The sequence below is a fragment of the Paenarthrobacter sp. RAF54_2 genome (assembly GCF_052113945.1).
In the GTDB taxonomy this organism is placed as follows: domain Bacteria; phylum Actinomycetota; class Actinomycetes; order Actinomycetales; family Micrococcaceae; genus Arthrobacter.
The window spans coordinates 161,592-185,126 of record NZ_JBFRDV010000008.1 but is presented as its reverse complement, the minus strand read 5'-3'; the positions used below and the strand labels follow the sequence as shown (position 1 = coordinate 185,126).

The 23,535-nt window shown below is 60.0% G+C and carries 21 protein-coding genes; 7 read left to right on the top strand and 14 right to left on the bottom strand.

Features of this window, described 5'->3' with window-relative positions:
- The first annotated feature begins 177 nt into the window (after positions 1-177).
- From AB4Y87_RS10515 to xdhC, 5 genes are read left to right on the top strand one after another with little or no spacing between them, the layout of a single operon-like run.
- Complete coding sequence (locus AB4Y87_RS10515; RefSeq protein WP_442004286.1) at positions 178-480, top strand: hypothetical protein; 303 nt, start codon at positions 178-180, stop codon at positions 478-480.
- Positions 449-772, top strand: a complete 324-nt coding sequence (locus AB4Y87_RS10510; protein ID WP_442004285.1) for a hypothetical protein — start codon at positions 449-451, stop codon at positions 770-772. Before AB4Y87_RS10515 ends, AB4Y87_RS10510 begins: the two co-directional genes overlap by 32 nt.
- Complete coding sequence (locus AB4Y87_RS10505; RefSeq protein ID WP_442004284.1) at positions 769-2,256, top strand: xanthine dehydrogenase small subunit; 1,488 nt, start codon at positions 769-771, stop codon at positions 2,254-2,256. The genes AB4Y87_RS10510 and AB4Y87_RS10505 overlap by 4 nt, the downstream gene beginning before the upstream one ends.
- Positions 2,253-4,640 (top strand): xanthine dehydrogenase molybdopterin binding subunit, encoded by a 2,388-nt coding sequence (xdhB, locus tag AB4Y87_RS10500; protein WP_442004283.1) that lies wholly within the window; start codon positions 2,253-2,255, stop codon positions 4,638-4,640. Before AB4Y87_RS10505 ends, xdhB begins: the two co-directional genes overlap by 4 nt.
- 1 nt (position 4,641) lies before the next feature.
- Positions 4,642-5,445, top strand: a complete 804-nt coding sequence (gene xdhC / locus AB4Y87_RS10495; protein ID WP_442004282.1) for a xanthine dehydrogenase accessory protein XdhC — start codon at positions 4,642-4,644, stop codon at positions 5,443-5,445.
- Positions 5,446-5,988: 543 nt separating this feature from the next.
- On the opposite strand, the gene AB4Y87_RS10490 is transcribed toward xdhC, so the two are convergent.
- Positions 5,989-6,183, bottom strand: coding sequence for a hypothetical protein (locus AB4Y87_RS10490; protein ID WP_442004281.1), 195 nt, complete (start codon positions 6,181-6,183; stop codon positions 5,989-5,991).
- A 133-nt stretch (positions 6,184-6,316) separates the two neighbouring features.
- Here AB4Y87_RS10490 and AB4Y87_RS10485 point away from each other — a divergent pair, with 133 nt between their 5' ends.
- Positions 6,317-6,823 (top strand): heme-binding protein, encoded by a 507-nt coding sequence (locus tag AB4Y87_RS10485; protein WP_442004280.1) that lies wholly within the window; start codon positions 6,317-6,319, stop codon positions 6,821-6,823.
- A 570-nt stretch (positions 6,824-7,393) separates the two neighbouring features.
- Here AB4Y87_RS10485 and AB4Y87_RS10480 read toward each other — a convergent pair.
- The 12 genes from AB4Y87_RS10480 to AB4Y87_RS10425 all read right to left on the bottom strand — a co-directional run bounded on the left by AB4Y87_RS10480 (position 7,394) and on the right by AB4Y87_RS10425 (position 20,766).
- Positions 7,394-8,113 carry an amidohydrolase family protein gene (locus AB4Y87_RS10480; protein ID WP_442004279.1) on the bottom strand — a complete coding sequence of 240 codons (720 nt, stop codon included), beginning with the start codon at positions 8,111-8,113 and terminating at the stop codon, positions 7,394-7,396.
- 866 nt (positions 8,114-8,979) lie between these two features.
- Entirely contained in the window at positions 8,980-9,999 is a 1,020-nt protein-coding gene (locus AB4Y87_RS10475) for a ketopantoate reductase family protein (protein ID WP_442004278.1), read from the bottom strand.
- Positions 10,000-10,060: 61 nt separating this feature from the next.
- On the bottom strand, positions 10,061-10,888 hold the full coding sequence (locus AB4Y87_RS10470; protein ID WP_442004348.1) for an alpha/beta fold hydrolase: 828 nt from the start codon (positions 10,886-10,888) through the stop codon (positions 10,061-10,063).
- A gap of 62 nt (positions 10,889-10,950) precedes the next feature.
- Entirely contained in the window at positions 10,951-11,355 is a 405-nt protein-coding gene (locus AB4Y87_RS10465) for a Dabb family protein (RefSeq protein ID WP_442004277.1), read from the bottom strand.
- A 45-nt stretch (positions 11,356-11,400) separates the two neighbouring features.
- Positions 11,401-12,990 carry an amidohydrolase family protein gene (locus AB4Y87_RS10460; RefSeq protein ID WP_442004276.1) on the bottom strand — a complete coding sequence of 530 codons (1,590 nt, stop codon included), beginning with the start codon at positions 12,988-12,990 and terminating at the stop codon, positions 11,401-11,403.
- Positions 12,990-14,183 (bottom strand): sugar ABC transporter substrate-binding protein, encoded by a 1,194-nt coding sequence (locus tag AB4Y87_RS10455; RefSeq protein WP_442004275.1) that lies wholly within the window; start codon positions 14,181-14,183, stop codon positions 12,990-12,992. Before AB4Y87_RS10455 ends, AB4Y87_RS10460 begins: the two co-directional genes overlap by 1 nt.
- Positions 14,184-14,307: 124 nt before the next feature.
- A complete protein-coding gene (locus tag AB4Y87_RS10450) occupies positions 14,308-15,705 on the bottom strand; it encodes an amidohydrolase family protein (RefSeq protein ID WP_442004274.1) in 1,398 nt (465 codons plus the stop codon).
- Between the two features lie 40 nt (positions 15,706-15,745).
- Positions 15,746-16,789 carry an ABC transporter permease gene (locus AB4Y87_RS10445; RefSeq protein ID WP_442004273.1) on the bottom strand — a complete coding sequence of 348 codons (1,044 nt, stop codon included), beginning with the start codon at positions 16,787-16,789 and terminating at the stop codon, positions 15,746-15,748.
- Positions 16,786-18,342: a sugar ABC transporter ATP-binding protein gene (locus tag AB4Y87_RS10440; RefSeq protein WP_442004272.1), complete on the bottom strand. Its 1,557-nt coding sequence runs from the start codon at positions 18,340-18,342 to the stop codon at positions 16,786-16,788. The genes AB4Y87_RS10445 and AB4Y87_RS10440 overlap by 4 nt, the downstream gene beginning before the upstream one ends.
- A 343-nt stretch (positions 18,343-18,685) precedes the next feature.
- A complete protein-coding gene (locus AB4Y87_RS10435) occupies positions 18,686-19,390 on the bottom strand; it encodes a GntR family transcriptional regulator (protein WP_442004271.1) in 705 nt (234 codons plus the stop codon).
- Positions 19,391-19,439: 49 nt separating this feature from the next.
- Complete coding sequence (locus AB4Y87_RS10430; RefSeq protein ID WP_442004270.1) at positions 19,440-19,844, bottom strand: cupin domain-containing protein; 405 nt, start codon at positions 19,842-19,844, stop codon at positions 19,440-19,442.
- 73 nt (positions 19,845-19,917) lie between these two features.
- Positions 19,918-20,766, bottom strand: coding sequence for a fumarylacetoacetate hydrolase family protein (locus AB4Y87_RS10425; protein ID WP_442004269.1), 849 nt, complete (start codon positions 20,764-20,766; stop codon positions 19,918-19,920).
- A 228-nt stretch (positions 20,767-20,994) separates the two neighbouring features.
- Here AB4Y87_RS10425 and AB4Y87_RS10420 point away from each other — a divergent pair, with 228 nt between their 5' ends.
- A complete protein-coding gene (locus tag AB4Y87_RS10420; RefSeq protein ID WP_442004268.1) occupies positions 20,995-21,459 on the top strand; it encodes a cupin domain-containing protein in 465 nt (154 codons plus the stop codon).
- Positions 21,460-21,871: 412 nt separating this feature from the next.
- Here AB4Y87_RS10420 and aceB read toward each other — a convergent pair whose 3' ends face one another.
- Positions 21,872-23,479 carry a malate synthase A gene (aceB, locus tag AB4Y87_RS10415; protein ID WP_442004267.1) on the bottom strand — a complete coding sequence of 536 codons (1,608 nt, stop codon included), beginning with the start codon at positions 23,477-23,479 and terminating at the stop codon, positions 21,872-21,874.
- Positions 23,480-23,535: the final 56 nt, after the last annotated feature.

Sequence of the window (23,535 nt, the reverse complement as noted above, 5' to 3'; positions counted from 1 at the left end):
CAACCCCGCCCGTCGCTCCCCACGGCTTCGGCGTCACCGAGGCGGACATTTCTTGGGCACTTTGTCGCTCTCTTTGGACGTGGCAGAAGGTCGGTTTCCTCGACTTTCACCGCTTTGCAAGCCCCACCAGCTCATAACCCGAGGATATGTCGGACCAACGACCCTTTCGAGGATTCAATGAACCTAACGGAACGCCGCCCGTTCGCTCGCACGGTCACCGTGACCGCTCGACGAGGGCTCGAGTTGCAACTAAACCAGGCAGTCGGGCGAGCCATTGAGGAGGCCCTCAAATCACCTGAAAAAGGGATCAGAGTCACTCGCCACAGTCATGACCGTTTTACCGTCGAACTTACTGCCGAAGTGCCTTTCGGCATCACCCAGGAGCTTGACCTGCGTTCTCCTTCAGAAGTGCATGGGCGCCGATCAACGAACTTTGAAGGTATCTCAGATGAAAAAGACAACGTCCTGTCCGCCTCCTGACTTTAAGTCGCAAGACTGGACCGCTCTGGAGCCAGCACAACGCGTATGGGTTTGCCTGGATAACGGCTGGTCCTTCACGGGCCTCGTCGAAACAAAGACAGATGCATCCGATGCAATATGGGTCATTCATGATGACCTGATAAGGACACGTCAGGTTTTCTGCCACGCCGAGGGCATCCTCATACTGCCCTTTGACCAGGTAAGAGACGAAAGGGAACCGGATGCCTCCTCGCTCGATTGGCCGAGTTTCCGGCAGTCGGGCGAGCGTCATTTCAAAGGAGAAACAGCATGAACGGAACCGAGATAATCGTCAATGGGCAGAAGCGGGACAGCAGTGGGGCCGCAGCGCACACCAGACTTCTGGACTGGCTACGGAATGAGGGCCTGACAGGGGCAAAGGAAGGCTGCGCAGAGGGTGAGTGCGGAGCATGCGCCGTTCTGGTGGCACGTCCGGACGGGTCCGACAACAGTCGCTGGACCTCCCTAAACTCGTGCTTGCCTCCTGCTCTGGCTTTTGACGGCCAGGAGATTATCACAGCCGAAGGCCTTGGAACCGTAGCCCGACCGTGCCCTGAGGGAGCCCTTCATCCCGTCCAGCAGGAAATGGCAGACCGCGGCGGTTCCCAATGCGGATATTGCACTCCGGGATTCATCTGCTCCATGGCGGCAGAGTACTACCGCCCCGATCGAGCAAAGGCGAAAACCCCCGACGACATCATGGGCGATGAAAACACCACTTCAGATCACGAACGTGGCTCCAACGGGTTTGACCTGCACGCCCTCAGCGGGAACCTGTGCCGGTGTACCGGTTATCGCCCAATACGGGACGCCGCCTACGCACTCGGGGTTCCAACGAGTGCAGATCCGATGCTGGAAAGGCAATACCGACCTGCCCCACCGGCGAAACCCACACACACGGATGGCGATGCACGCTTCCTACGCCCCAGGACCCTGCCTGAAGCACTGCAAATGCTGCGCGAAAACTCCCACGCCCAGCTGGTTGCAGGGGCAACCGATTCAGGTGTCGAAGTAAACCTCCGTCATTCCCGACCGGCACTGGTCCTCGCTATCGACCGGCTGGACGAGCTCCGGTCACTGACGGTCGACGCGGGTTGTATCGACATCGGAGCTGCTCTCACCCTGTCTGAAGTTGAGCGAGGTCTCGAAGGCCGCGTGCCGCTCCTAAGCCAGTTGTTTCCCCAGTTTGCATCACGTTTGATCCGAAACGCGGCAACTATCGGCGGGAACATTTCCACGGGATCGCCCATCGGCGACTGCGCACCTGTCCTCCTCGCCATGGATGCCCGCCTGGTCCTGTGCTCCACCGACGGAGAACGTGAGGTTCCGATCTCGGAGTACTACACCGGCTATCGGCAGAGCGTCAGGGAACCGAACGAGATGCTCCGCGCAATTCGGATTCCGCTGCCGCTGGCCGAAAACACCGCGTTCTATAAGATCACCAAGCGGCGCTTTGACGACATCTCAAGCGTTTCGGTCGCTTTCGCCCTGCAGGTGACCGATGGCGTGGTTACCTCAGCCCGGATCGGACTCGGCGGCGTAGCCGCAACACCGATTCGGGCGCACGCAACCGAGGAAGCCTTGGTGAGCCGGCCATGGACTGCGGAGACCGTGATTGAGGCTTCAGCAGTTATGGCAGGCGAGGGAACCCCCATCGACGACATGCGCGCCAGTGCCCTCTATCGTTCCGCAATGTTGAGGAAAGCCCTGTACAGATTCCGTGCCGAGACAGCCCCCACCCAAAAGGTAGCGAAATGAAATCCCTAGCAGAGCGCCCCATCAACCCAATGGTAGGCCTCGCCGTATCCCACGAGAGCGCCGACGCGCACGTGACAGGGGCGGCTCTCTATACCGATGACCTTGTCGTCCGCACCCGGAATGTCCTACACGCCTGGCCCGTACAGGCGGTGCACGCTCATGCCCGGATCCTCAGAATGCAAGTTGAGCCTGCTATGGAGGTTCCGGGCGTAGTGAGGGTACTAACGGCGTCAGATGTTCCAGGTGTAAATGACGCCGGCGTCAAGAATGATGAACCGCTTTTCCCGGACGAAGTCATGTTCTACGGACACGCTGTGTGCTGGGTTCTCGGCGAATCATTGGAGGCAGCGCGACTAGGCGCCGAGGCTGTTGAAATTGAATACGAGCCGTTGCCGTCGCTCCTGACACTCGCCGAAGCCATAAAGGCCGGCAGCTTCCAGGGCAACCAACCGACAATTTCCCGGGGTGACCCTGACAGTTCACTAGAGAGTGCTGCCCATCGGTTTGCCGGCGAATTCGAGTTCGGCGGGCAAGAACACTTCTACCTTGAGACAAATGCCGCCTTTGCGTACATCGATGAAGGCGGACAGGTTTTTGTGCAATCAAGCACCCAGCATCCGTCTGAGACGCAGGAAATCGTGGCACATGTGTTGGGACTTTCCAACCATGAGGTCACCGTGCAGTGCCTCCGCATGGGCGGGGGCTTTGGTGGCAAGGAGATGCAACCGCACGGCCTCGCAGCCATCGCGGCCCTCGGCGCAACCCTGACAGGGCGCCCGGTGAGGCTCCGTCTGAACCGGACACAGGACATTACCCTGACAGGCAAGCGCCACCCGTTCCATGCCAAGTGGGAAGCAGGATTCGACGGCGATGGCCGCATCCAGGCGCTTAGGGCAACCCTCACCAGTGACGGAGGCTGGAGCCTGGACCTCTCCGAACCTGTCTTAGCCAGGGCGATGTGTCACATTGACAACGCGTACTACATCCCGAACATACAAGTGCACGGCCGGGTCGCAAAGACCAACAAGACCTCCCAAACAGCATTTCGGGGTTTTGGCGGACCACAAGGGATGCTCGTGATTGAAGACCTGCTGGGCCGTTGCGCGCCGTTGTTGGGATTGGACCCGGCAGAGCTCCGCCGCCGTAATCTTTACGAGCCCGGGCAGACCACACCCTACGGGCAACCTGTACGCCATGCGGAACGTCTGACCGCGATTTGGCAGACATTGCTGGACCTGGCAGATGTGACGCAACGTCGGGCGGATATCGCCGAGTTCAACGCAGCACATGCCAACACCAAGCGTGCAATCGCAATAACGCCCGTGAAGTTTGGTATTTCCTTCAATTTCACCGCATTCAATCAGGCCGGCGCTCTTGTGCACGTATATAAGGACGGGTCGGTGCTTATTAATCACGGCGGTACGGAAATGGGCCAAGGACTGCACACCAAGATGTGCCAGGTCGCGGCTACCGCGCTGGGCGTTCCGCTGTCATTTATCAGACTGGCCCCTACCCGGACTGACAAAGTGCCGAATACATCGGCAACAGCGGCGAGCTCAGGTGCCGACCTTAACGGTGGGGCAGTGAAGAATGCATGCGAACAGATCAGCTCCCGGCTTGCGGAAGTGGCTGCCCGGAAGCTCAACATCCACCCTGACGACGTGCGGTTCTACGACGGCAAAGTAACGGGAATAGGCTTCCATGACCGCGACCTTAGCTTTGCTGAAGTCGTCCACGACGCCTATTTCCAGCGCGTACAACTCTGGGCGGCGGGGTACTACCGCACGGAAGGACTCCATTGGGACAGCGCCCGCATGCAGGGTGAGCCGTTCAAATACTTCAGCTACGGCGCAGCCGTCACCGAGGTGGAAGTGGACCGGTTCACCGGTGCCTACCGTCAACTTAGAGCTGATATCGTTCACGATGTCGGCGATAGCCTCTCGCCGCTCATCGACGTAGGGCAGATCGAAGGTGGCTTCGTCCAGGGCGCGGGATGGCTGACCCTTGAGGACCTGCGGTGGGACCTGACCGACGGGCCGGGCCGGGGGCGCCTGATTACTCAATCAGCGAGCACCTACAAGTTGCCGAGCTTCTCGGAGATGCCGGAGAAACTGAACGTCCACCTCTTCGAACGTGCCACCGAAAGCGGCGTCGTCTACGGCTCCAAAGCCGTAGGCGAGCCGCCGCTCATGCTGGCGATCAGCGTCAGGGAGGCGCTTCGCGAAGCGGCCGCCGCCTTCGGTCCCCCGGGCAGCGCAGTGGAGCTCGCCAGTCCCGCCACGCCCGAAGCCGTCTTCTGGGCCATCGAACAGGCCAGCGTGCACGCCGCGGACAACGGTGACGAAGACACTGTAAGTCCGTCGCTTCCGGTTTCAGTGCGCTGACATGGACTGGCTGGAAGCCCTGCAGTACCTGCGGTCCGAGGGCTTGCCCGGCGTTCTGGCGACCGTTTCCGATGTGCGCGGACACGCCCCGAGGGATGCAGGCACCAAGATGGTGGTGGGCGTGGACTCGATGTGGGGAACCATCGGGGGCGGCAATCTAGAGGCGACGGTGGTGGATCAAGCCAGGGACATGATGGTGCAGAGGGTCTCGATTCCACGACATGTCGAGCTCCCCCTTAACGAGCATGCTGTTACAGTGCACGGGCAGCAGTGCTGTGGGGGCGAGGTGCGCGTGCTGCTCGAACCCTTCTTGTCTTTGCCGACGGTGGCTATCTTTGGTGTCGGGCACGTTGGCTACGAACTTGGCCGAATCCTGTCCCGGATGCCAATGAAGCTGTACTTGGTGGATAGCCGGGAAGAGCAGCTGAATCAGACCCGGTTGGCCGACGTGTGCACCGGTGTTGCGGACGTACGCGCCGTACATACGCCGGTCCCGGACTCCTTCCTCCAGGACCTACCGGCCGGTGCCCACGTCTTCATCATGAGCCATGATCACTCCGAGGACTTCCTCCTCTGCGATGCGGCCTTACGACGCGGAGATTTCGGAAGCATTGGACTGATTGGATCGCGCAGCAAGTGGCTGCGGTTTCGGAAAAAGCTGACGGAGGAAGGGTTTGCCGTGGCTGCCATTGACAGGATTCAATGCCCCATAGGGCTGACGAACGTCCCTGGCAAGGCCCCGGCCGAAATCGCCGTGAGCGCCGCTGCCAGCCTGCTCCGCACTCTTAGACACAAGGAGCACTGAGCTGAGATCGCTGAGAGACCGGCAGCGCGGTGTTCCTCCGGTGCCAACAGGAACTCCCCCAATCGCTTCTCCTAAGCCTTTTGGCATCTCCCGGTGCGGCAAATCCGACGGTTATGACCTGAGAAACACGTTACTTACTTCGCCATCCCCTATGACCGTATGGCTGTGGGCTGGCCTCCTACTTCGAACGATTCTCGTGACGGTGCGTCGGAGCTGGCGTCCAATCTCTCGGAAACGAGACCGGAATGTAGAGGCAGAGATTTGCCCGAGATCCAACGCACAGACGGCCAAGGCTAAGGTGCTTCCTACTGAGCTAGTTGGTCTATTATTCCTTCTGCTCATCGCGGAGTGTCACAACGTCAGGGATATGGCCAGTACCAAGGTCCGGCGGAGCCGCGAGTGACCCACCGCTGATTCTGCTGGCCGTCCGGCAGGTCAGCAGTTTTGCTGGGTTCTGCCCAAGTCTTTGGCCGGTAGATCGTTTGACCAGGTTTCCGCTCAGTCTATCCGCCCTTATCGAGGGGCTTCCAAGGGATACCTGTCTTAGCTGTGAAGACAGATGATCTCGCGTTGGTGAGGTTCAATGACATGCGGGGAGACCGGTACGTCCAGGAGGAGGAACCGCCGGCTCTGCGCGGGTTCCTCGGTCCACGAGGCGACACGCTCGAGGTCCGAAGGTTCGTTGACGACGATGCCCTCGGCACCCGCCCCCGGCTTGCGCAAGCCCAGCAAGTGCAACTTCGGGGAATATCGTGGGTCCGGTGGCTAGACCCGAGATTCCGTAGATCGGAGTCAGCACGCTTTCCTGAGCCCGTAGGCTCGGTCCGAATCAGAAATGCAAAATGCAGCGACGACTGGGAGGAGATGCCACTTGCATCCGAATGACAGAGACATCACCGTTAGATTCAAGCCCCCTGAGGCATTGTTAAAGGAGGAGAGTGAATTAGTAATCGACAAAGTTAACGAACAGACATGCTACGCGTTAGGCTGCTGGATCGCCGACAGAGCTCTGTACCTTGACCAACCTCTCGCCATATCCGTCCGGCTCGACACGCGAGAGATCTTCCGACTAAAGCTGCCGGGATCACCGCCTATCAGCGATGCCGTGCTGGACGCAAAATATAGCACCGCACACCGTGGGCAACACTCCAGCCTCTTCGAACGGAACTTGCGCCTCTCGCGAGGTACAACGTTTGAAGCGGAAACCGGCCTGACGTTCCCGGAGTACGCGCCGTTCGGCGGAGCCGTACCAATCCGAACAAGCGACTCGGGCGATATTTGTGCATGGGTGATCGTCACCGGATTAACTCAGGAGGAAGACCACGCGGTCGCCGTGGACGCAATCAGGTTTGCGGCGCGGCAAATGTCGATCTCATAAACACCACGAGCTTTACAGGGGCTGACAGCGGGACGTGTGGGTGGGACGGTTGGTGTTGCCAACTTTGCCGCGCACTGTAGCCGCTAGGGTAGCGCACACGAAGATTTGAACTTGCATCATTATTCGAGACCGTCTTAACCAAGCGCCGGTGCGCGGACGCGGAAGGCAGGGCGACTTTGATCGCACTGCCTTCTTTTGCTTTCGACCTGGCCCGGCATTCGGGCTGCCTGCTGCAGACGGAATGCCAGGTCAAGGTTGTAGCGTGCCGACAGGGCCCGGCAGCCTGGAAGGGGAACTGGTGCGAGTTCCTAGTATTGAATCTCATGTCCCCAATCACGGTGGACGTGAGGATTAGGCTCGGTCCGGCGATGTTCCGTTGGGAGGTTGGGGAAACGTCCCATGCTGAACCAGGTTGGACGGGAGCTGGCCTACAGCCAAGCTTTCGAGTTGTGCCTTAAGGGTGTTCGCGATTGTCGAAAAGTAAGCCATGATGACGGATTGGCGTCTAGTGGTCGGGACGATGGTCCCGGATACAGCCTTGGCCCCGTTGAAGAAATAGCTCCTTTTGGCTCATTTTTGCGTCAACATTTCTTCACCGGCAACCCTGACAGAGACTAGCCGGGAAGGATCACCCATCCAGATAACCTGGCCGTAAGCCTCAGCTAGCGTTTCAACAGCCCGGCTCGGCCTGAACAATAGGAGGTCGGCAGATTTACCCGGCGTTAGCGAGCCTGTCTCCTCGGCCATCCAACACGCCCGGGCTCCTCCGATCGTCGCGGCAGCAAGGACGGACGTTATCCCGCTGCCCGCAGGTGGTTCCCCCGCTGTCCACTCCCCAGCCCGAAGAAGTCCCGCCGCTAGACGCATCTGGGAGAACATATCCGGCGGGGAGCCCAAAACTGAGTCAACGCCCAGCCCGAAGTGGCTGTGGGAATCGGCCAACCTACGCAGGGGTGGGAATCCTGTACCCATGCTCAGCTCAGCGATAGGGGGGACCACGATTTGCGCTCCGGCATCTGCGATCATGGCGACTTCATCATTGGATGCATCGGTGACGTGAACGAATTGCAGGTCAGGCCCTAGAAGGCCTTTCTCGCTTAGAGCCGAAATCCCCCCTGGACCGGCTCGACGGGTTGCGACGTGCATGCTGATTGGGATCCCGATAGCTCGGGCGCGTTCGATTTCCTTACGTGCCACCTCGATAGGCGATAGATCCGGGCCTCGGAGGGCAGCGGCAATGCTCACGCGATCGTTGACTGTGGCGCCATGCCTGCCCACGAGGGACTCCATTACCTGTGGGTGCTCCTTGGGGCTGCCGTAGTATCCCAATGCGACCGGGGGGGCCGTAACCAAAGATGTACCGCGCCCCGGACTCGGCTGCAGCACTCAAAGATGCTTCGCCATGTTCGATGGAGTTGGCGGCATGGCACCAGTCAAAGGTGGTGGTTGTTCCGGACTGCAGCGCAGCTGTCAGGGCAGTCTTATTTTCGTCGAATAGCCCATCGGGTGTTAAACCGGCCGAAGCCCTTGAAACGAACTGTGAAAAATACGTCGCCAGTTCCATGTCGGGGTGCTGCACCAAGTAGGGCGCTTCCCAGAGGTGTTGGGAGCATCGATGAGTCCAGGCAGGATGATCAAGCCGTCGGCATCGATGATGTCCACCTCTCCTGACGGCAGGGATCCCCCGACGGCGGCGATTCTTCCATCTATAACGAGTACGTCGCCTTTGTATAAGTCTCTCAGCATCGCACGTCAGGATGCTTCCACCTCTTAGCAGAAAGCTTGGCGGTGTCATGGAGCTCCATTCTCTGGACTTTGGGTGCGTCTATCGCCTGTCACTCATCTTCGAAATAATAGAAATATTTCGAATTTATCCTTTGGTGCTTAGTCCCTGACTGCTGAATGGAAAGTGAAGGCACGACTCATTGGAGGCTCGCTGCCGCTGCTCTATGCCAAACTCGACCCCGCGGCGCGGCCGTGCCACCCGGGTACTTCGCTGGTTGCGACGCAGCGGGCAGCTCGTGATTCCGCCAAGGGGCGGGGCACAAGCCAGTCCTTGAGGACCAACAGCTCTGAGCGGAATATCGATGAGGCGTAGGAAGGAGCCGCGGCTGGTGCATATCTCGCATATCCGCCGCGGCTGTGATTCCCGGACGTTAGGCCAGCAGCAAGTCGACGTTTCCCGCTTCTCTGTCGATCTCACCACTTTCGATCTTGTGGGCGATCTCAACAACGCGTTCGTTCACGGGTGCCTTCCCTCCGAGTTTCCGCTGTTGCTCCACAACAAGTCCGTTGACTTGGTTCACCTCGCTGCGGCGGCCTTTGATCCAGTCCTGCAGGACGGTGGTTTTCTGGCCAGGAATGGAGTACTCGTCATGGACGACTCCCAGGAGCTGCTCTGCAAATTCTTCGGGAGTGCCAACGTTCTCTTCTCGGAGACCGAGGATCGGAACAAGGTGATTTCCCAGTTCCACCGCGGTCCTTGCAGCTTCCCGGCCGGCTTCGATCATGAATTCACGCATTCCTGGGACTTCGACTGCTTCCATGACAGTCATATCGAGGATTGCCGACGGGACGAGTTCAGTGGCGTTGGCCACCAGCTTCATCCACTTTGCCGATCGGATGTCAGAGGTTATTTCGACGTGCCCGGAGTTGCGGAGCAAGCCCGCGACTTCCTCTTCCCTCCCCTGTGCTTCGGCGTCGTAGGCGCCCACCGCATACCAGGACTTGGCACGGGTTGTGTCACGTTGGACGACTCCAGGAATGAACATGGTGGATGCTATTTCGATCACACTTCCGATCGTCCGTTCAGCGCCAACGACATCGGCCATCACGTCGATTGTCATTCCGTTCTGCATACCGACCACAAGACCGTCAGCTTTGATGTGGGGCTTAATCAGCTCGCAGGCCCACCGAGTGTCATATGCCTTCATAAGGACCAAGACCACGTCGAACTGCTCCCTAATGGTCGCCACTTCACACAGGTGAAGAACGGGGACGTTCGTGGTTTCAGTGGTATCAGGCATTTCAATGCGAATGCCATTGGTCCTTATGGCCTCGACGTGTTCGGGCCATTGTTCGATGAAGGTCACGTCGTGGCCTGCGCGGAACAGGTCAGCCCCTATAGAGGCGCCGTTTGCTCCTGAACCGAGCACCGCGATCTTTTTCTCAGACAATGTAGTCACTGCTTTCTGTTGATTTCATTCGGCTGGTCGCTCGAGCGTCTCCGCGTCCGGCTTACTCATTAAGGAATGCAACCAGACTGCCCGTGGTTTCCTTGGGGCTTTCTTCGGCGTTGAAGTGCCCCGCTGGCACTTCAACACCCGTAGCGTGAGGGGCAAAGGTCCGTTGCCAGACTTCCGTGGGGGTTTCGTCGCCGTGGCCGAGGAACTTCTCCCCCCAAATGATCAGTGTCGGACATTCCAGGGTTTTCCCTGCTGCGATGTCAGCCCGGTCAGCCTTCGGGTCTGGTCCGGCACCCGCGCGGTAATCCTCGCAGAACGCGTGGATTCGGGCCGGATCGTCCCAAGAGCGACGGTAGCTTTCCAGCGCGGCGGGGGCGAATGCGGCAAAGGTGCCGTCAGCGGTGTGGTTTCGGAGCAACTCCTCGATTTGCACTGTTGTCATGAACTCCTCAGCTGCTGGCGCTGGCTGTGCGTAGGCTCGCCAGTGAGGTGTAAAGGCAGCATTGGTGGCCATATATTCCCAGATCACGTGTGTGGGAAAGTTGTCCAAAATTGCCAGTTTCTCGACGGCTTCCGGGGTGTCCAGAGCCATGCGGTAACCGACGAGGGCGCCGCGATCATGGCCGACTACCGCGAATCGATCATGGCCAAGTGTTTTCATAACGGCAATGACTTCTTGCGCCATCGTTCGCTTCGAATATGCTGATACGCCATTGTCACCYTTGGGCGCACTCGTTTGGCCATAGCCTTTCAGGTCCAGACAAACGACGCGGTGTGTGCGTGCCAGCTCTGGCGCTACGCCATGCCAGCATTCGTGTGTCTGGGGGAATCCGTGTAGCAAGACAACCGGTGACCCATTGTCGGGCCCGCCGATGCGCATGAAGAAGTCGACTCCGTCGACCCGGACGAAACGGGAAGTGAAGCCGGGGAATAGGTCGATGGTCATGAGTGCCTCGCTGTCTCTCGGATTCCTGCAGCGACAGGAAGGGCTTCATCAGTCGGGGTGGCAATCTGAATGGATTGTTTCTCTTGGACCATGATCGATGCCCACCGGTGCAGTGTTTCGATGTGCAATGGGTGGGCCAGGTAATCGAGCAGGTCCTGGTTGGAGTCGAAACCGGCAAGGAGCGCATAGTCTGCCCCGCCGGGCCTCAAATGCAGTGCCGGGCCGCAAGTGAAGTATCGAATCATGTCCAATTCCGACGCCATTTCGTAGAGATTGGCGGTCAGTCCGTCCACTGATTTCTGCTCGACTCCTGGTTTCCAAGTGAGCTCAACCAGATGGAGCACGCTGGCGGGGTGTGGCGATGGTGCTGCGGGCAATCGGTCTGCCGGGGCGGAGCTCATTGGGGGTCTTCTTCCTGTTGGTCGATGGCGTTGGGTCTCGGCCGGTCAATGTCCCTTGCGGGCATTGAGGTAACTGTTGAGGTGCTCGAAGCTGCTTTTCCTGTTGCCCGTTGGCTGCGTGGGGTCAACGGTCCATCCGCTTTGCGCGGCGAGGTAGTCGCGTGATGCATGGATTCGCTCCCGCAGCGCATTTGTGCCCTGGTACAGGGAGGATCCCGCCCACTTTTGGATGGAGCCCGCGACAATGACAGTGTCCACGGCTGCGGAGTCCACGCCTTGGACGATCGTGCCGATGGCGTTGTTCAGTGGCATGGTGGCAAGGTCTTCTGCCCGTAGGGCAACGATGTCGGCCTCAAACCCAGGGGCCAAAAGGCCTGCGGTAGAGCCGAGACCGACGTGGGCAGCGCCATTAGCGGTGGCCAAGGCCAAGACATCCTTATTGGTCAACATCCTCGGTGGGTTGGTCTCTCCCGCGTAGCGGCGGCCGGCGATCCCCATGCGTTGAGTGGCCAGGAGGCATCGCATTTGGGTGTACATGTCCCCGGCCAAGCTGATCTCAACGTCCACGCTGAGACTTGGGGCGATCCCGTGATCCAAGGCCTGCTGAATCGGCGGCATGGCATCGGCGATGCCGATCTGTTCGTCTGAGGTCGGAGCGAGTGTGACGCCGGTTCCTGTTGCTGCCAGCATTTGCCACAGCTCATCGGGCATGTCGTTGCAGTGGATGAGCGACACGTGGGGTCCCAGGTAGCCTTCTGATCCGAGCTGGATCATTTCGTCTGCCGACCCGAGGCCGTGTACACCGTCAAAGGTGACACCGAAGCCATTGTCGCGCGCGAAGTCGAGCAGCTCCCGGACCGGCCGCTCCCGGTACATGTCGATTCCCATTCGGATGCTGGACGCGGAGCCGGAAGAGCAGTACTCATCACGAAGCCGGAGCATGTCCTCGGGCCATTGGTGATCCCACTCCCCGGCGTTTGGCGCCGCGGCGGCATGCACGGCACGGATACCGGCATCTTTGTAGGCTTGGAATACAGCATCTGAGTGTTCCCTGGAGCGGGAGTTGTGAGAGAAATCCAGGATGGTGGTGATGCCCGACTGCAGAGCACCAAGGCACGCGGCGAGAGTGCCGGCATACATATCTTCGGGCCGGTAGTGCAATGCCATGCCTCCGTGGGTAGTGGCCACGTAGGCGTCGAGGTCGGCGTCAACCGCAAGGCGCCTGAAGGCTGACTGCCAACAATGTCGGTGGCTGTCGATCATGCCGGGCATCAGGATCATCCCCGCCATATCCACGCTGATGGTGTCAACGGAGCTGGTAGCCGCAAGATCCTTGCCCACGGCGACGATCTTGGATCCCTCTATCAGCAGATCTGCTGTGGGCAAGTCTCCGAGGCGAGCATCCATCGTCACCACTGTGGCGCCTCGGAGGAGGACGCGCCGGGTTGCTGGTGACTGGTTTTGTATGCGCGCCAAGGTATGCGCTGATTCGGCGGGTGAAATTTCGTAGTAGCGCCGGGCGGGCCGTTGTGAGGTCGCGTCGACGGTGTTCGATCCCGCCGGGCTTGCCGGGACCTGTGGTCCAAGTTGAGCCGTGGTGGAGATGCCGGTGAGCCCGGCGTGATCGATTGACATTATCCGTTCCAGATCTTCCTGTAGATGGCCTTGTAGTCGAAGGGTAAGGTCCAGGGCTTACCAGCTTCGGGCAGGTTGTGGTCCTTGTCCAGGAACACCCAACCACCGCCCTCGGTCGGCAGCTTGGTCGGGTCTTCTCCCGCGAAGATGCGGTTCAGTGTGCTCGCCAGACCCCAGGATGCCATCTCATAGGAGATAGCCGTTTCGGTAGTCTGTGCTCCGCTGCGGACGAGGTCCAGGTTCAGTCCTTCGCCGCCGGCGATGATGCCCTTGAAGTTAGCCTGCTTGATAGCGCTTTCCAACCCAAGGCCCATCAAAGAGTCGATGCTAACGGAGACAGCTTTCGCGTCAGGGTTCTGCAACAGTGCCGAGGCCCAGATCTGCGTGGCCTGGTTGGGGACCTGAGCGAATGTGAACGGCACGTCTACAATCTTGCATTTAGGGCATGCCTGGGCCATGCGCTCGGTGAAACCCTCGTGGCTGTATGCGTGTGTTCGCTGGGACGCTTCCCGAACCTCGAGGATTTTTCCCTCGCCACCCATTAACGCTGCAAGGTAGTCCGCTCGCGCAGCTCCCCATTTCTTGTAGTAGTCGGCGATCTTGGTGGATCCCATGACGTTGACGCTGCCCGTGAACAACGGCTCCTCGCTACCGAAGGCCGGATCGTCACAGTCAATCGAGGTGAACTGGACAACCGGGATGCCGGCCTGTTTTGCCCCGACAAGGGAGCTCTTGATCCCCGGGCAGTCTCCTGAGAACAGGGCGATTGCGTCGGCCTTTGCCGCGACGGCCTGGTTAATGGAGTTGGAGTAGACCGACGGGTCAGCCTTGCTGTCAACCAGTTTCGAAGTCCAACCAAGTTCCTTTGACGCTTCAATGAATGAAGCGCTCAGGTTGGCGCAGGCCTGGTAGGACTCGCCGCAGGAGATGACCCAGACGTTCTTGCCCTTGACAGCCTTGGGGCCAGTCTCGGTCGGCTTCTGCATGGCCTCGCCGGCATACCCGGCCTTCAAAACAGCTGACTGCTCCGCGCTGAGGCTGGAGGAATTTTCGGCCACGGCACTTGTCTCGTTGACCGTGCTACAACCGGCCATGCTCACCGCTACTGCGACGGCTCCAAGGCCAAGAATCAGCCGGCCCATACCCTTCATTGGACCCGAGGCGAGCCCGGAACCTAGTTTGCTTGTCGTCATTGACTTCTCTCTTCTTTGAGATTGTGAGGCCTGGGCTGAACGGGCGCCGATGCCTTCCATTGAAATCTAGGTCACGTATTCGATAACGTCAACAGATTTCGAAAATGTGAATGATTTTTTATTCCTACCAGCCATGTCCGGCGGGAAGCTCCGGCGGTGGGGAGGGAATCAGGCCGCCGTGGCTTTGCCGGGCTTGGCCGATAATCCGGCGGGTAGAGGCTGTAATTGCCGAGAGCTTTTCGGGCCAGTTGGGTGTCATGAGGCGTCCAGCTCGCTTCCTAATGACCCCGGCGATCATGACCAGGTCGATGTCCGCCACGGAGGATTGCGTGATGATCGCTGCCTCCGGCTCGCTTTCATCCCAGCCTGCCATGTCGGGGCTGTTGGTGCGGATAAGCACCAGATCCGCCTGCTTGCCTACCGTGATGCTGCCCAAGCGGTCTTCCATATGGAGCGCTTTGGCCCCGTTTATGGTGCCCCAGCGAAGTACTTCCTTGGATGTGATCGCCAACGCCTCAGGGTTTTTCCCGGCCGCCAGCGCTTCCTGGGCTTCCGACAGCGCCACAGTCTGCATTCCTAGGCGCATCTGCCCCACGAGGCCGCCTCCGCAACAGCCGACGGAATCGACGCCGATGGTGGGGTGCAGGCCCACGCGTCTTTGGCTGGCCAGTGAGGGCGTGCCCAAAGCCATGCCGATTTCCACCTCGATGCCGGCGCTGACTGCGGCTCCGACGTCCGCGACGCGACGTAGTTCGTGGTCGGAGCTGGTGTTGCCGTGAACGAAAACGATATCTGGTCCGAGTAGGCCCGCTTCGTCGAGCATGTTGATTTCTCCGTGGCCGCTTTGGACTGCGTTGGCATGGAGCGTTAGCTGAGCATCATAGGATCTTGCGAGTTTGAACTGTTCTTCTACAACTTCCAAAGGGGCCATGAACAACTCCACCGGGGCAACTCCCAAGGAGAGCAGACCGGCATCTTTGAAGTAGCGTTCCTTTAGCCCGTTGAGCAGTGGCACGTAGGACGCTGTGTCATTGAAGACCCGTGGCGCCAGTGGTGCCTGACCCATCCCCAGGGCGTAGACGCCTCGGATTCCGGCCTCTACCATGCCTTCAACGCCGGCATAGGCGTGGTCGTGAGTGTTGACGTTGTGTTCGTAGCCGATCACCGTGGTGACGCCGTTGTTTATGCATTCCATGGCGCCGGCATAAGTGGCGTGCCGGGTATCTTCGGCTGTTACCAACGGTGCTATGTGGAGCCTGATCCCCTGCATGTATTGCAGTGTTGACCAGTCGGCGAAGACGCCTCTGATGCAGGTTTGCCATAGGTGCCGGTGGGTATCGATCATGCCTGGCATGAGGATGCACCCTGTGGCGTCAATGGTCTCGGCGCTACTGTCAGGGAGGTTTTTGCCAATGGCTGCGATGACATCGTCCTCGATGAGGACATCGGTCTCATAGAGGTTGCCGATTTCGTCATCGACGGTGACGACTGTTGCGTTCCGGACGAGGGTTCTTCGTGTCATGGTTTCTCCTGGAGCTGACGGCGGTGGGCTGTCGCCCAGGCTATTCGCCGAGGGCCGCGGTGCCGGTACGGCGGCGTTTGAACAGTGCCGACAGGCCTACTGCGACGACGACGGCTCCACCGTTGAAGACGTCCGTGACCCAGGGCTGGACGCCCATCAGAGCGAGTCCGCTGACTGCCGTGGCGATAAAGATCAGACCCAGAACGGTGCCAGGAATGTTGTACTTGCCCGGAGTGAACGTTGTTGCGCCGAGGAATACTGCGGCCAGTGCGGGCAGCATGAAGGTGATGCCTCCCACCTGGGGGTTTCCGTTGCCTTGCGCGGCTACCTGCAGTACTCCCGCTATTCCGGCGAAGCCACCGGCCCATACAAAGCTCATCATGATGATGCGACGTATCGGGAGACCTACAAGGGTGGCCGCGTCAGCGTTGGAGCCGACAGCAAAAAGGTACCGGCCGTACGTTGTTTGGGTCAGGACGAACCAGGCGGCGGCAGCAAGGACAAGCATCAGAATGAACAGTACGGGGATACCGAGGACGAGTTGATTGCTCATCCCTGTCAATGCCGGGGAGATGTTGGAGCTGATCGGGATGCCTTGGGTATAGGCCTGGACGATACCGGCAATGACAGTCGATACACCCAGGGTTGCGATGATCGAGTTGATGCCCAGGTAGGCGACGAGAATGCCGTTGATGGCGCCGATGGCGAGGCCTGTGGCTACGCCGATGAGGATCGAGGGCAGCAGCGGCAGCCCGGTCTTGGACATCATGGAGGCAGTAACGATGGAGCACAAACCCAGGTTGGCGCCGACGGAGATATCGAACCTGCCGCCGACCAAGGGAAACACCAGGGCGACGGCCATGACGGCCAAAACCGACTGTGACAACGCAATGGAGCGGAGATTTGCCCCGGAAAGGAAGACGCCGGGCAACTGGACGGCGAAAACCGCCACAAGAATGACGAGAAGCCCTACAAGTCCGAACTTTTCCAGAATGCCAGACATTGACGTGAGCGGCCGGCGCTCCTTCCCCGTCTCGGCGGATGGGGTCTCCAACGGGGTGCTGGTGCTGGTTGTCGCGGTCATTCGCTTTCCTTTCGTGCCGTGAACACCATCTCGGTCAGGTGGTGCCGGCTGAGTTGATGTCCAGGGATTTCGGCGGTTATTCGGCCGTTACTCAGAACGAGAACCCGGTCCGCCATTTCGGCGAGCTCCTCCAGGTCTGAGCTGACGAGGATGGCTGCGGCGCCATCGGAAACTGCTCTGCGGATGAGGTGGTAGGCGTCGGCCCGGGCGCCGACGTCGACGCCTTGCGTGGGTTCATCCAAGAGGATCAGGCGGGGCTTTCGCCGCATCCACCGGGCGAGGATGACCTTTTGGCGGTTGCCACCGGAGAGGGAGGACATCAGCGCTTCGTCACTCGCGGTTTTGATCCGGAAGTCAACGATCGAGTTGCGGGATGCTTGCCTTTCCCTGCGGTGCCGGAGGCGTCCGAATTGGCTGAACTCGTCCAGTCCGGCTGCGGAGATGTTTTGCCGGACGGTGAGATCGGAGAACGCAGCGTGGGTGTCGCGGTCTTCGGGGATATAGGCCACGCCTTGCTTGATGGCTTCGGCCGGGGACTTCAACGTCATCTCCTCGCCGCCAATGAAAACTTGGCCGTCGTCGATCTTGTGATCACCGAAGAAGACCTGGAGCATCTCGCTGCGGCCGGCTCCGAGCAGCCCGGCGATGCCGAGGATCTCGCCCTCGTGCACTTTGAGGCTGACTCCGCGCAGCGGGGCTCCGCTGACGTTTCGCAGTTCGGCAACTACGGGCGCGGCAGCAGTGTCCGCAGCAGCAACGGGCCTAGAAATTTCCGTTAGGGGCTTACCGACAATGTAGGAGATGAGTTCCTTTTCCGTGATGCCCTCAGTGCTCTGCGTGACGATTTCCTTTCCGTCACGCAGAACGGTCATCGCATCAGAGATCAGGCGGACTTCCTCCAGACGGTGGCTGATGTAGATAATCGCGATGCCGGATTCAGTGGCACGTTTGATGGCCGACAGGAGTACCTCGACTTCTTCCTCCGGCAGGGCCGCGGTCGGTTCGTCCAGGACCAGGGTGGAGATGGCCGCATCGGCTTCGTCCCGCTGCAGGGCGCGGGCGATGGCAACCATGGTCTGATCGGCGATCCGCAGGCTACCCATCAGCGCGTTGGGCGAGACGTCGATTTGCATATGGTCCAGGATTTCCCCGGCCTGTAGATTCAATTGCCGCTTCTGGATGCGGCCAAGCTTGTGGGGGAAACCCAGCCCCATCCGCAGGTTGTCGGCGACTGTCATGGTCGGAAAGATGCCGGGATTCTGGTGGACGAACCGTAGCCCGTGCTGCCTGGCCCATGTTGGGGAGTGGGCCTCGGTAGTGACGGCGGATCCCCCGACAGTGATGATTCCGCCTGCGTCGGCGGCCTGCACCCCTGCCAGGCTCTTGACGAGGGTCGATTTGCCGCTGCCGTTGCCACCCAGAAGCGCATGGACAGTTCCCGCTTGGACGTCAAAAGATACATCGTCCAACGCTTTTCCGCCGTTGAACGTCTTGGACAGGTTGGCGATTTGCAATGCCGCGCCGCCAGGGACGGCGTTGATCTCACGGCTCATGAGAGCACCCCCGCGCCCATTAGGAGCTTCGCGTGGACCAAACTGCGGCTGCGTGCACCACTGGGAGAACGGCGTGTGAGGTTTGCCGTAGTTGAAATTTTCACAGGACTTCCTTGTCAAGGTGAACAATGCTTCGCATCAGCGCGAAGGCTGGACTCCGGCAACTTAATGCCAAGTGTGACCGACATCTCTACTATATGGCAGCATTTTCGACAGTACAAGCAAGTTTCGAAAATATGTATTTTCCGCTCAGATCCGCGGTAATCGGAGGGGCGGACACGAACAAGGGCGCCTGCAAGAGTCTGCAGGCGCCCCTGGGGCGTTGTTGCGGCTTGGAGCGGCGTTAGCTGGCTACGCTGCCGCGCCGTCCATCGCTCGGTTCGATAAGACCTGAATCGAGGAGCAACTCCGTGGTAAGGGCTATGTGCCGATCCAGGACGCGGACCGCCTCATCGGCGTTGCGCTCGGTTACCGCATCGACAAGAGCCTGATGCTCACCAGCAATGTCCCGTCCGGGCCGATGGCCCAAGGGGACAGACCAGCGCCTGTAGAGCTCGGCGGCGTCCCTGAGCTGCAATGCGATGGCCTTAAGTCTTGGATTCTCGCAGCCATCGAGCAGCGTCTGGTGGAAGACGGCATGAGCTTCCACCCAGTCGTCGTTCAAGCGGTCTGGATCTTCAGGATCACGCTGCGGGCAGCGCCCCAGGCGGTAGTGCGCCGCCAGCACTTCGGACTCCCACGCGACGCCGCCCTCAGCAAGGGCATGCCTGAGAGTAAGGGTTTCGATTTCCCGTCGGGCTTCGGTCAAGTGCACCAGATCGGCTTCGGAAATGGACGTCACCCGAAACCCGAGCTGCGGCTCGACTTGAACCAGGCCTTGTTCGGCGAGCCGGGACAACGCCTCCCGTATAACCCCCACGCTAACCGAGTAGTCGGCGCAGAGCTCGGCGAAAGGCAGTTTCTGACCGGGAGTCAATCTCCCGGCCAAGATGTCGGCGCGGAGAGCATTGAATGCCTTCTCCTGGCGGGTTTTAGTCTTGGGGGCCATGGCCGCATCTTACCATAATCGAAGTTCTTCCTAAGATTCGAAATACTGATTAGTGTGCGGCTATTTCGACGTCCGCCAAATCTACGTCGATGTGCTGGGATCCCTGGCCTGGGTACCCCTGGGCGAAGCAGAAGGAGCGGAACAGTTCGCCGTGATGAGCCCTGAGCTTGTGGGGAGTATTGGGCTCTGTGTAAATCAGATCCCCCGGCCTGACCTCAAATGCCTCCTGGCCGACCTGCATGACACCACTTCCCTGAAGCACAAACCAGTATTCATGCGTGGGGTGCCGGTGAGCAAGGAGCTCCTCCCCGGGGTTGACTTCGAAAACCGAAGCCAAAGCAAGGTAGGTCCCCAAAGTCTGGGCTTCGAGGGATTCCTTCGGGATCAGATATGTCGACTTGGCCGTCCCGCCGTGCTCGGGGACAGCGCCAATGTCTACGGACCACTTGTTCATGTTTGTTCCTTCGCGCTTTGGTTCCAGAGCCGTCGGCTCCGGTGGGTCTGAGGATACGTCGCCGGCAGCTTTGCTACGAAGCGACCATTACCTGGCGTATAGAGCCGAGCCCGGTGATCCAGCTAACAAGCTCGTCACCGGGCTGCAGCCACACCTGAGGCTTGCGGCCGAGTCCGACTCCCGCAGGCGTCCCGGTGAAGATGACGTCTCCTGGCCTGAGCGTCAATACCGCTGAGAGTCGGGCAATCAGCTCCGGAACGGAAAAGACAAGATCGCTCGTGCGGCTCTTCTGCATTTCCTGGCCATTGATTGAGCAGCCGAGCTCAAGGTCGTCCGGGTTCTCAAACTCATCCGGCGTCACCACCCAGGGGCCCAAGGGGCCAAAATTCGCGAAGGACTTACCGAGACTAAACTGCGGAGCGGGGCCAGCCGCCTGCGTGATTCGTTCGGAAAGATCCTGCCCCACAGTCAGGCCCGCTACGTGCTTCCAAGCTTCGCTTTCGGGAACATTGGAGGCTTCGACGCCAATCACAACGACAAGCTCCACCTCCCAATCCGTGTGGCCCCGCGGCGGCAGAACCACCGTTGCGTTGGGGCCCGCCAGCGAGGACGGGAACTTGGTGAAGACGGTAGGGCTGGACGGGATATCGAAACCGGACTCTTCGGCGTGGGCGCGGTAGTTCAGACCGATGGCAAGCACCTGGGAAGGTGCCGGTGCGGGATTCTCCAGGTCTTCCAGGGCAAAAGCGGAACCTGGCTCGCCCTCCGCAGCACCTTGCGCCCACGACAGGAACTCGCCCCACTTTTCATAGATTCCCTGTGGATCTGCGGAGAACCTGCCTCCACTTGCTGATTCAACGTCGATGGCGCGACCTTCGTCAACAATGAGCGAAGCGCGACCTTTGATATTGGCAAAACGCACGAATGGCCTCCTTGGCGGTCGTTGGTATGCCTCCATAGTCTCTAGCAAACTTCGAGATGTCAACATAGTTTCGAAAGATGATTTTATCTTCGACATATACGTAGACTCGCTGATTCGAATATTGCCGCCGTTTTCGACATTGACTAGACTTGCGATGTCAGCCGATTCGGCTGGCTTCCGCGTCGGGTGCGCCGCAACCGACAAACCCTTCATTGTCGAGGAGTTCAGATGGTTCATCCCACGCATGGCGAAACGGTCATGGCCGGGGCAGTGCCCACAAAATTCGAAATTACAGCGGAGATGGTGGGTGGCGCCTACTGCATTGTGAGGCAGTCCATCGAACCGGGGCAGTTGTTTTGGCCGCACGTCCACAAGGTTGAAGATCAGATTCTGGTGGTGCTGAAGGGAAACCTTGGCGTCCGTGTGGGTGATCGGGAATGGACAGCTGCGGCCGGGGAAGTTGTCTATCGGCCCCACGGGGAACCCCATACGGTGTGGAACGCTGGTTCCGAAGCCGTGGAGATGTTGGAAATCACGTCACCTGGACGCTTTGACGAGTATTTCGCCTCCCTGGGCCAGCTGACTGTCGCGGGCGATGAAGCCGGACGCGCGCAGCTTCTTGAGCGGTTTAGTGTTCAAGGGGTTGACGGCTGGGCTGACGATCTCAGCTTGCGCTACGGCGTTAAACTCTAAATAGAGTTCGCCGGCCCGGTGCTGAGCCGTTACCGGCTTAGGACCGGGCCATGCCTTTTTGTGGACAGTCGCCGATATGCGTGGCAGGCGCCCCGTCCGCGGGCTGGCTGGCCCAAGTGGGAAGCTGAACTCCGATTAGTGAAGCCAGCCATGCGATCCTGGCTTCATCGTCACTGACACAGTCTTGGCGTAGGCCGTCCCCAAAAAGCCAGTGCTTCCAAGGAAACCGCCGCGCCTTGTCGGTGAGCGTGGTTAAAGCTTGCATGCGGGCCCCTTTGAACACTTGTGTAGTTGGTTAGGCGTCGCTGGGTCCCCGGCACCCGACTTTCGGGCTGCTGTTGCGAAGGCGCGCCAAGGACCCAGCCGACGTTATTTCCCGCTACCGGTACGGCGGGATTTGCTCTGGGTGGCTTTAGGGTTGGCCCGAATCGAGGAGGTCGTAGGCCGCAATGGTCAAGAACGTGGGGAATCCCGGGTTAAATACAAGCTCTTGAAAGACCCTCCGGGCGTCGGCGAAGCGGTCTCCGTCGAAGCGTTCCAGTCGGGCGAATTCCTCGTCGAGCATGTCCTGGACCCATTCGCGGCTGATGATGTCGCCGTGGTCGGTGATGGCGTGTGAGTGGATCCACTGCCAGAGCTGTGAGCGGGAGATCTCGGCGGTGGCCGCGTCTTCCATGAGGTTGTGGATGGCCACGGCTCCGTTGCCCCGCAGCCAGGACTCGATGTAGCGGATGCCTACCTCGATGTTCAGGCGAACGCCGGCCTCGGTGATGGTGCCTTCGGTGCTGGCGATGTCGATCAGGGCGCGGTCGTCTGGCGTGACGTCCTCGCGGGAGCGGTCCAGTTGGTTGGGGCGATCTCCGAGAACGGTGTCGAAGACTTCGCGGCATACCGGCACGAGGTCCGGGTGGACAACCCAGGAGCCGTCGAAGCCGTCGTTGGCTTCGCGGGTCTTGTCCGCGCGGACCTTCTCGAACGAGGCTGTGTTGGCGGCTTCGTCCTTGCGGTTCGGGACGGCGGCGGCCATACCGCCGATCGCCATGGCACCGCGGCGGTGGCAGGCCCGGACGAGTTGTTCGGTGTAGGCACGCATGAACGGCTGGGTCATGGTCACTTGGCCGCGGTCCGGGAGCACGAAGCGCGGTCCGCGGGTGCGGAAGTTCTTGATCAGGGAGAAGATGTAGTCCCACCGGCCGGCGTTCAAGCCGGAGGCGTGGTCCCGGAGTTCGTACAGGATCTCTTCCATCTCGAACGCGGCCGTGATGGTTTCGATCAGCACGGTGGCGCGGATGGTGCCCTGCGGGATGCCGAGCAGGTCCTGTGCCAGGACGAAGATGTCGTTCCACAGGCGGGCTTCGAGGTGGTTCTCGATCTTGGGCAGGTAGAAGTAAGGGCCCTTGCCCTGGGCCAGCAGGCGGCGGGCGTTGTGGAAGAAGAACAGCCCGAAGTCCACGATGCCACCGGCGATCGGCTTGCCATCAATGAGCATGTGCTTCTCGGGAAGGTGCCATCCGCGGGGACGGACCACGATGGTGGGCAGGTCCCCGGCCGGCTTGAGCTTGTACTCCTTGCCCTCGGGGCTGGTGAAGTCGATGCGACGCTCCAAAGCGTCGGTCAGGTTCAGCTGGCCCTGGATGACGTTGCGCCACGTCGGCGTCGAGGAATCCTCCATGTCAGCGAGCCAGACTTTCGCACCGGAGTTCAGTGCGTTGATGGTCATCTTTTTATCCACCGGGCCGGTGATCTCCACGCGGCGGTCCTCGAGACCCGGTGCGGGGGGAGCGACGCGCCACGACGGGTCATTGCGGATGCCCTCGGTCTGGGGCAGGAACCGCGGATCCTGGCCACTGGAGATCTCGTTGCGGCGGGCGTGCCGTGCCTGCATCAGCTCCTGACGACGATCAGCCGTAGCGCGGTGCAACTTGCCGATGAACTCAAGGGCGTCCGGTGTGAGGACCTCGTCCTGCCGGTCGGTTTCGGCGGTGATCTCAATTGTGGTCGGAAGTGCCTGTAGTGTCATTGCTTTCCTTAGCGCGTTGCGGCGACGTTCAGTTTGGTATTCGTGCGTCGCTCATC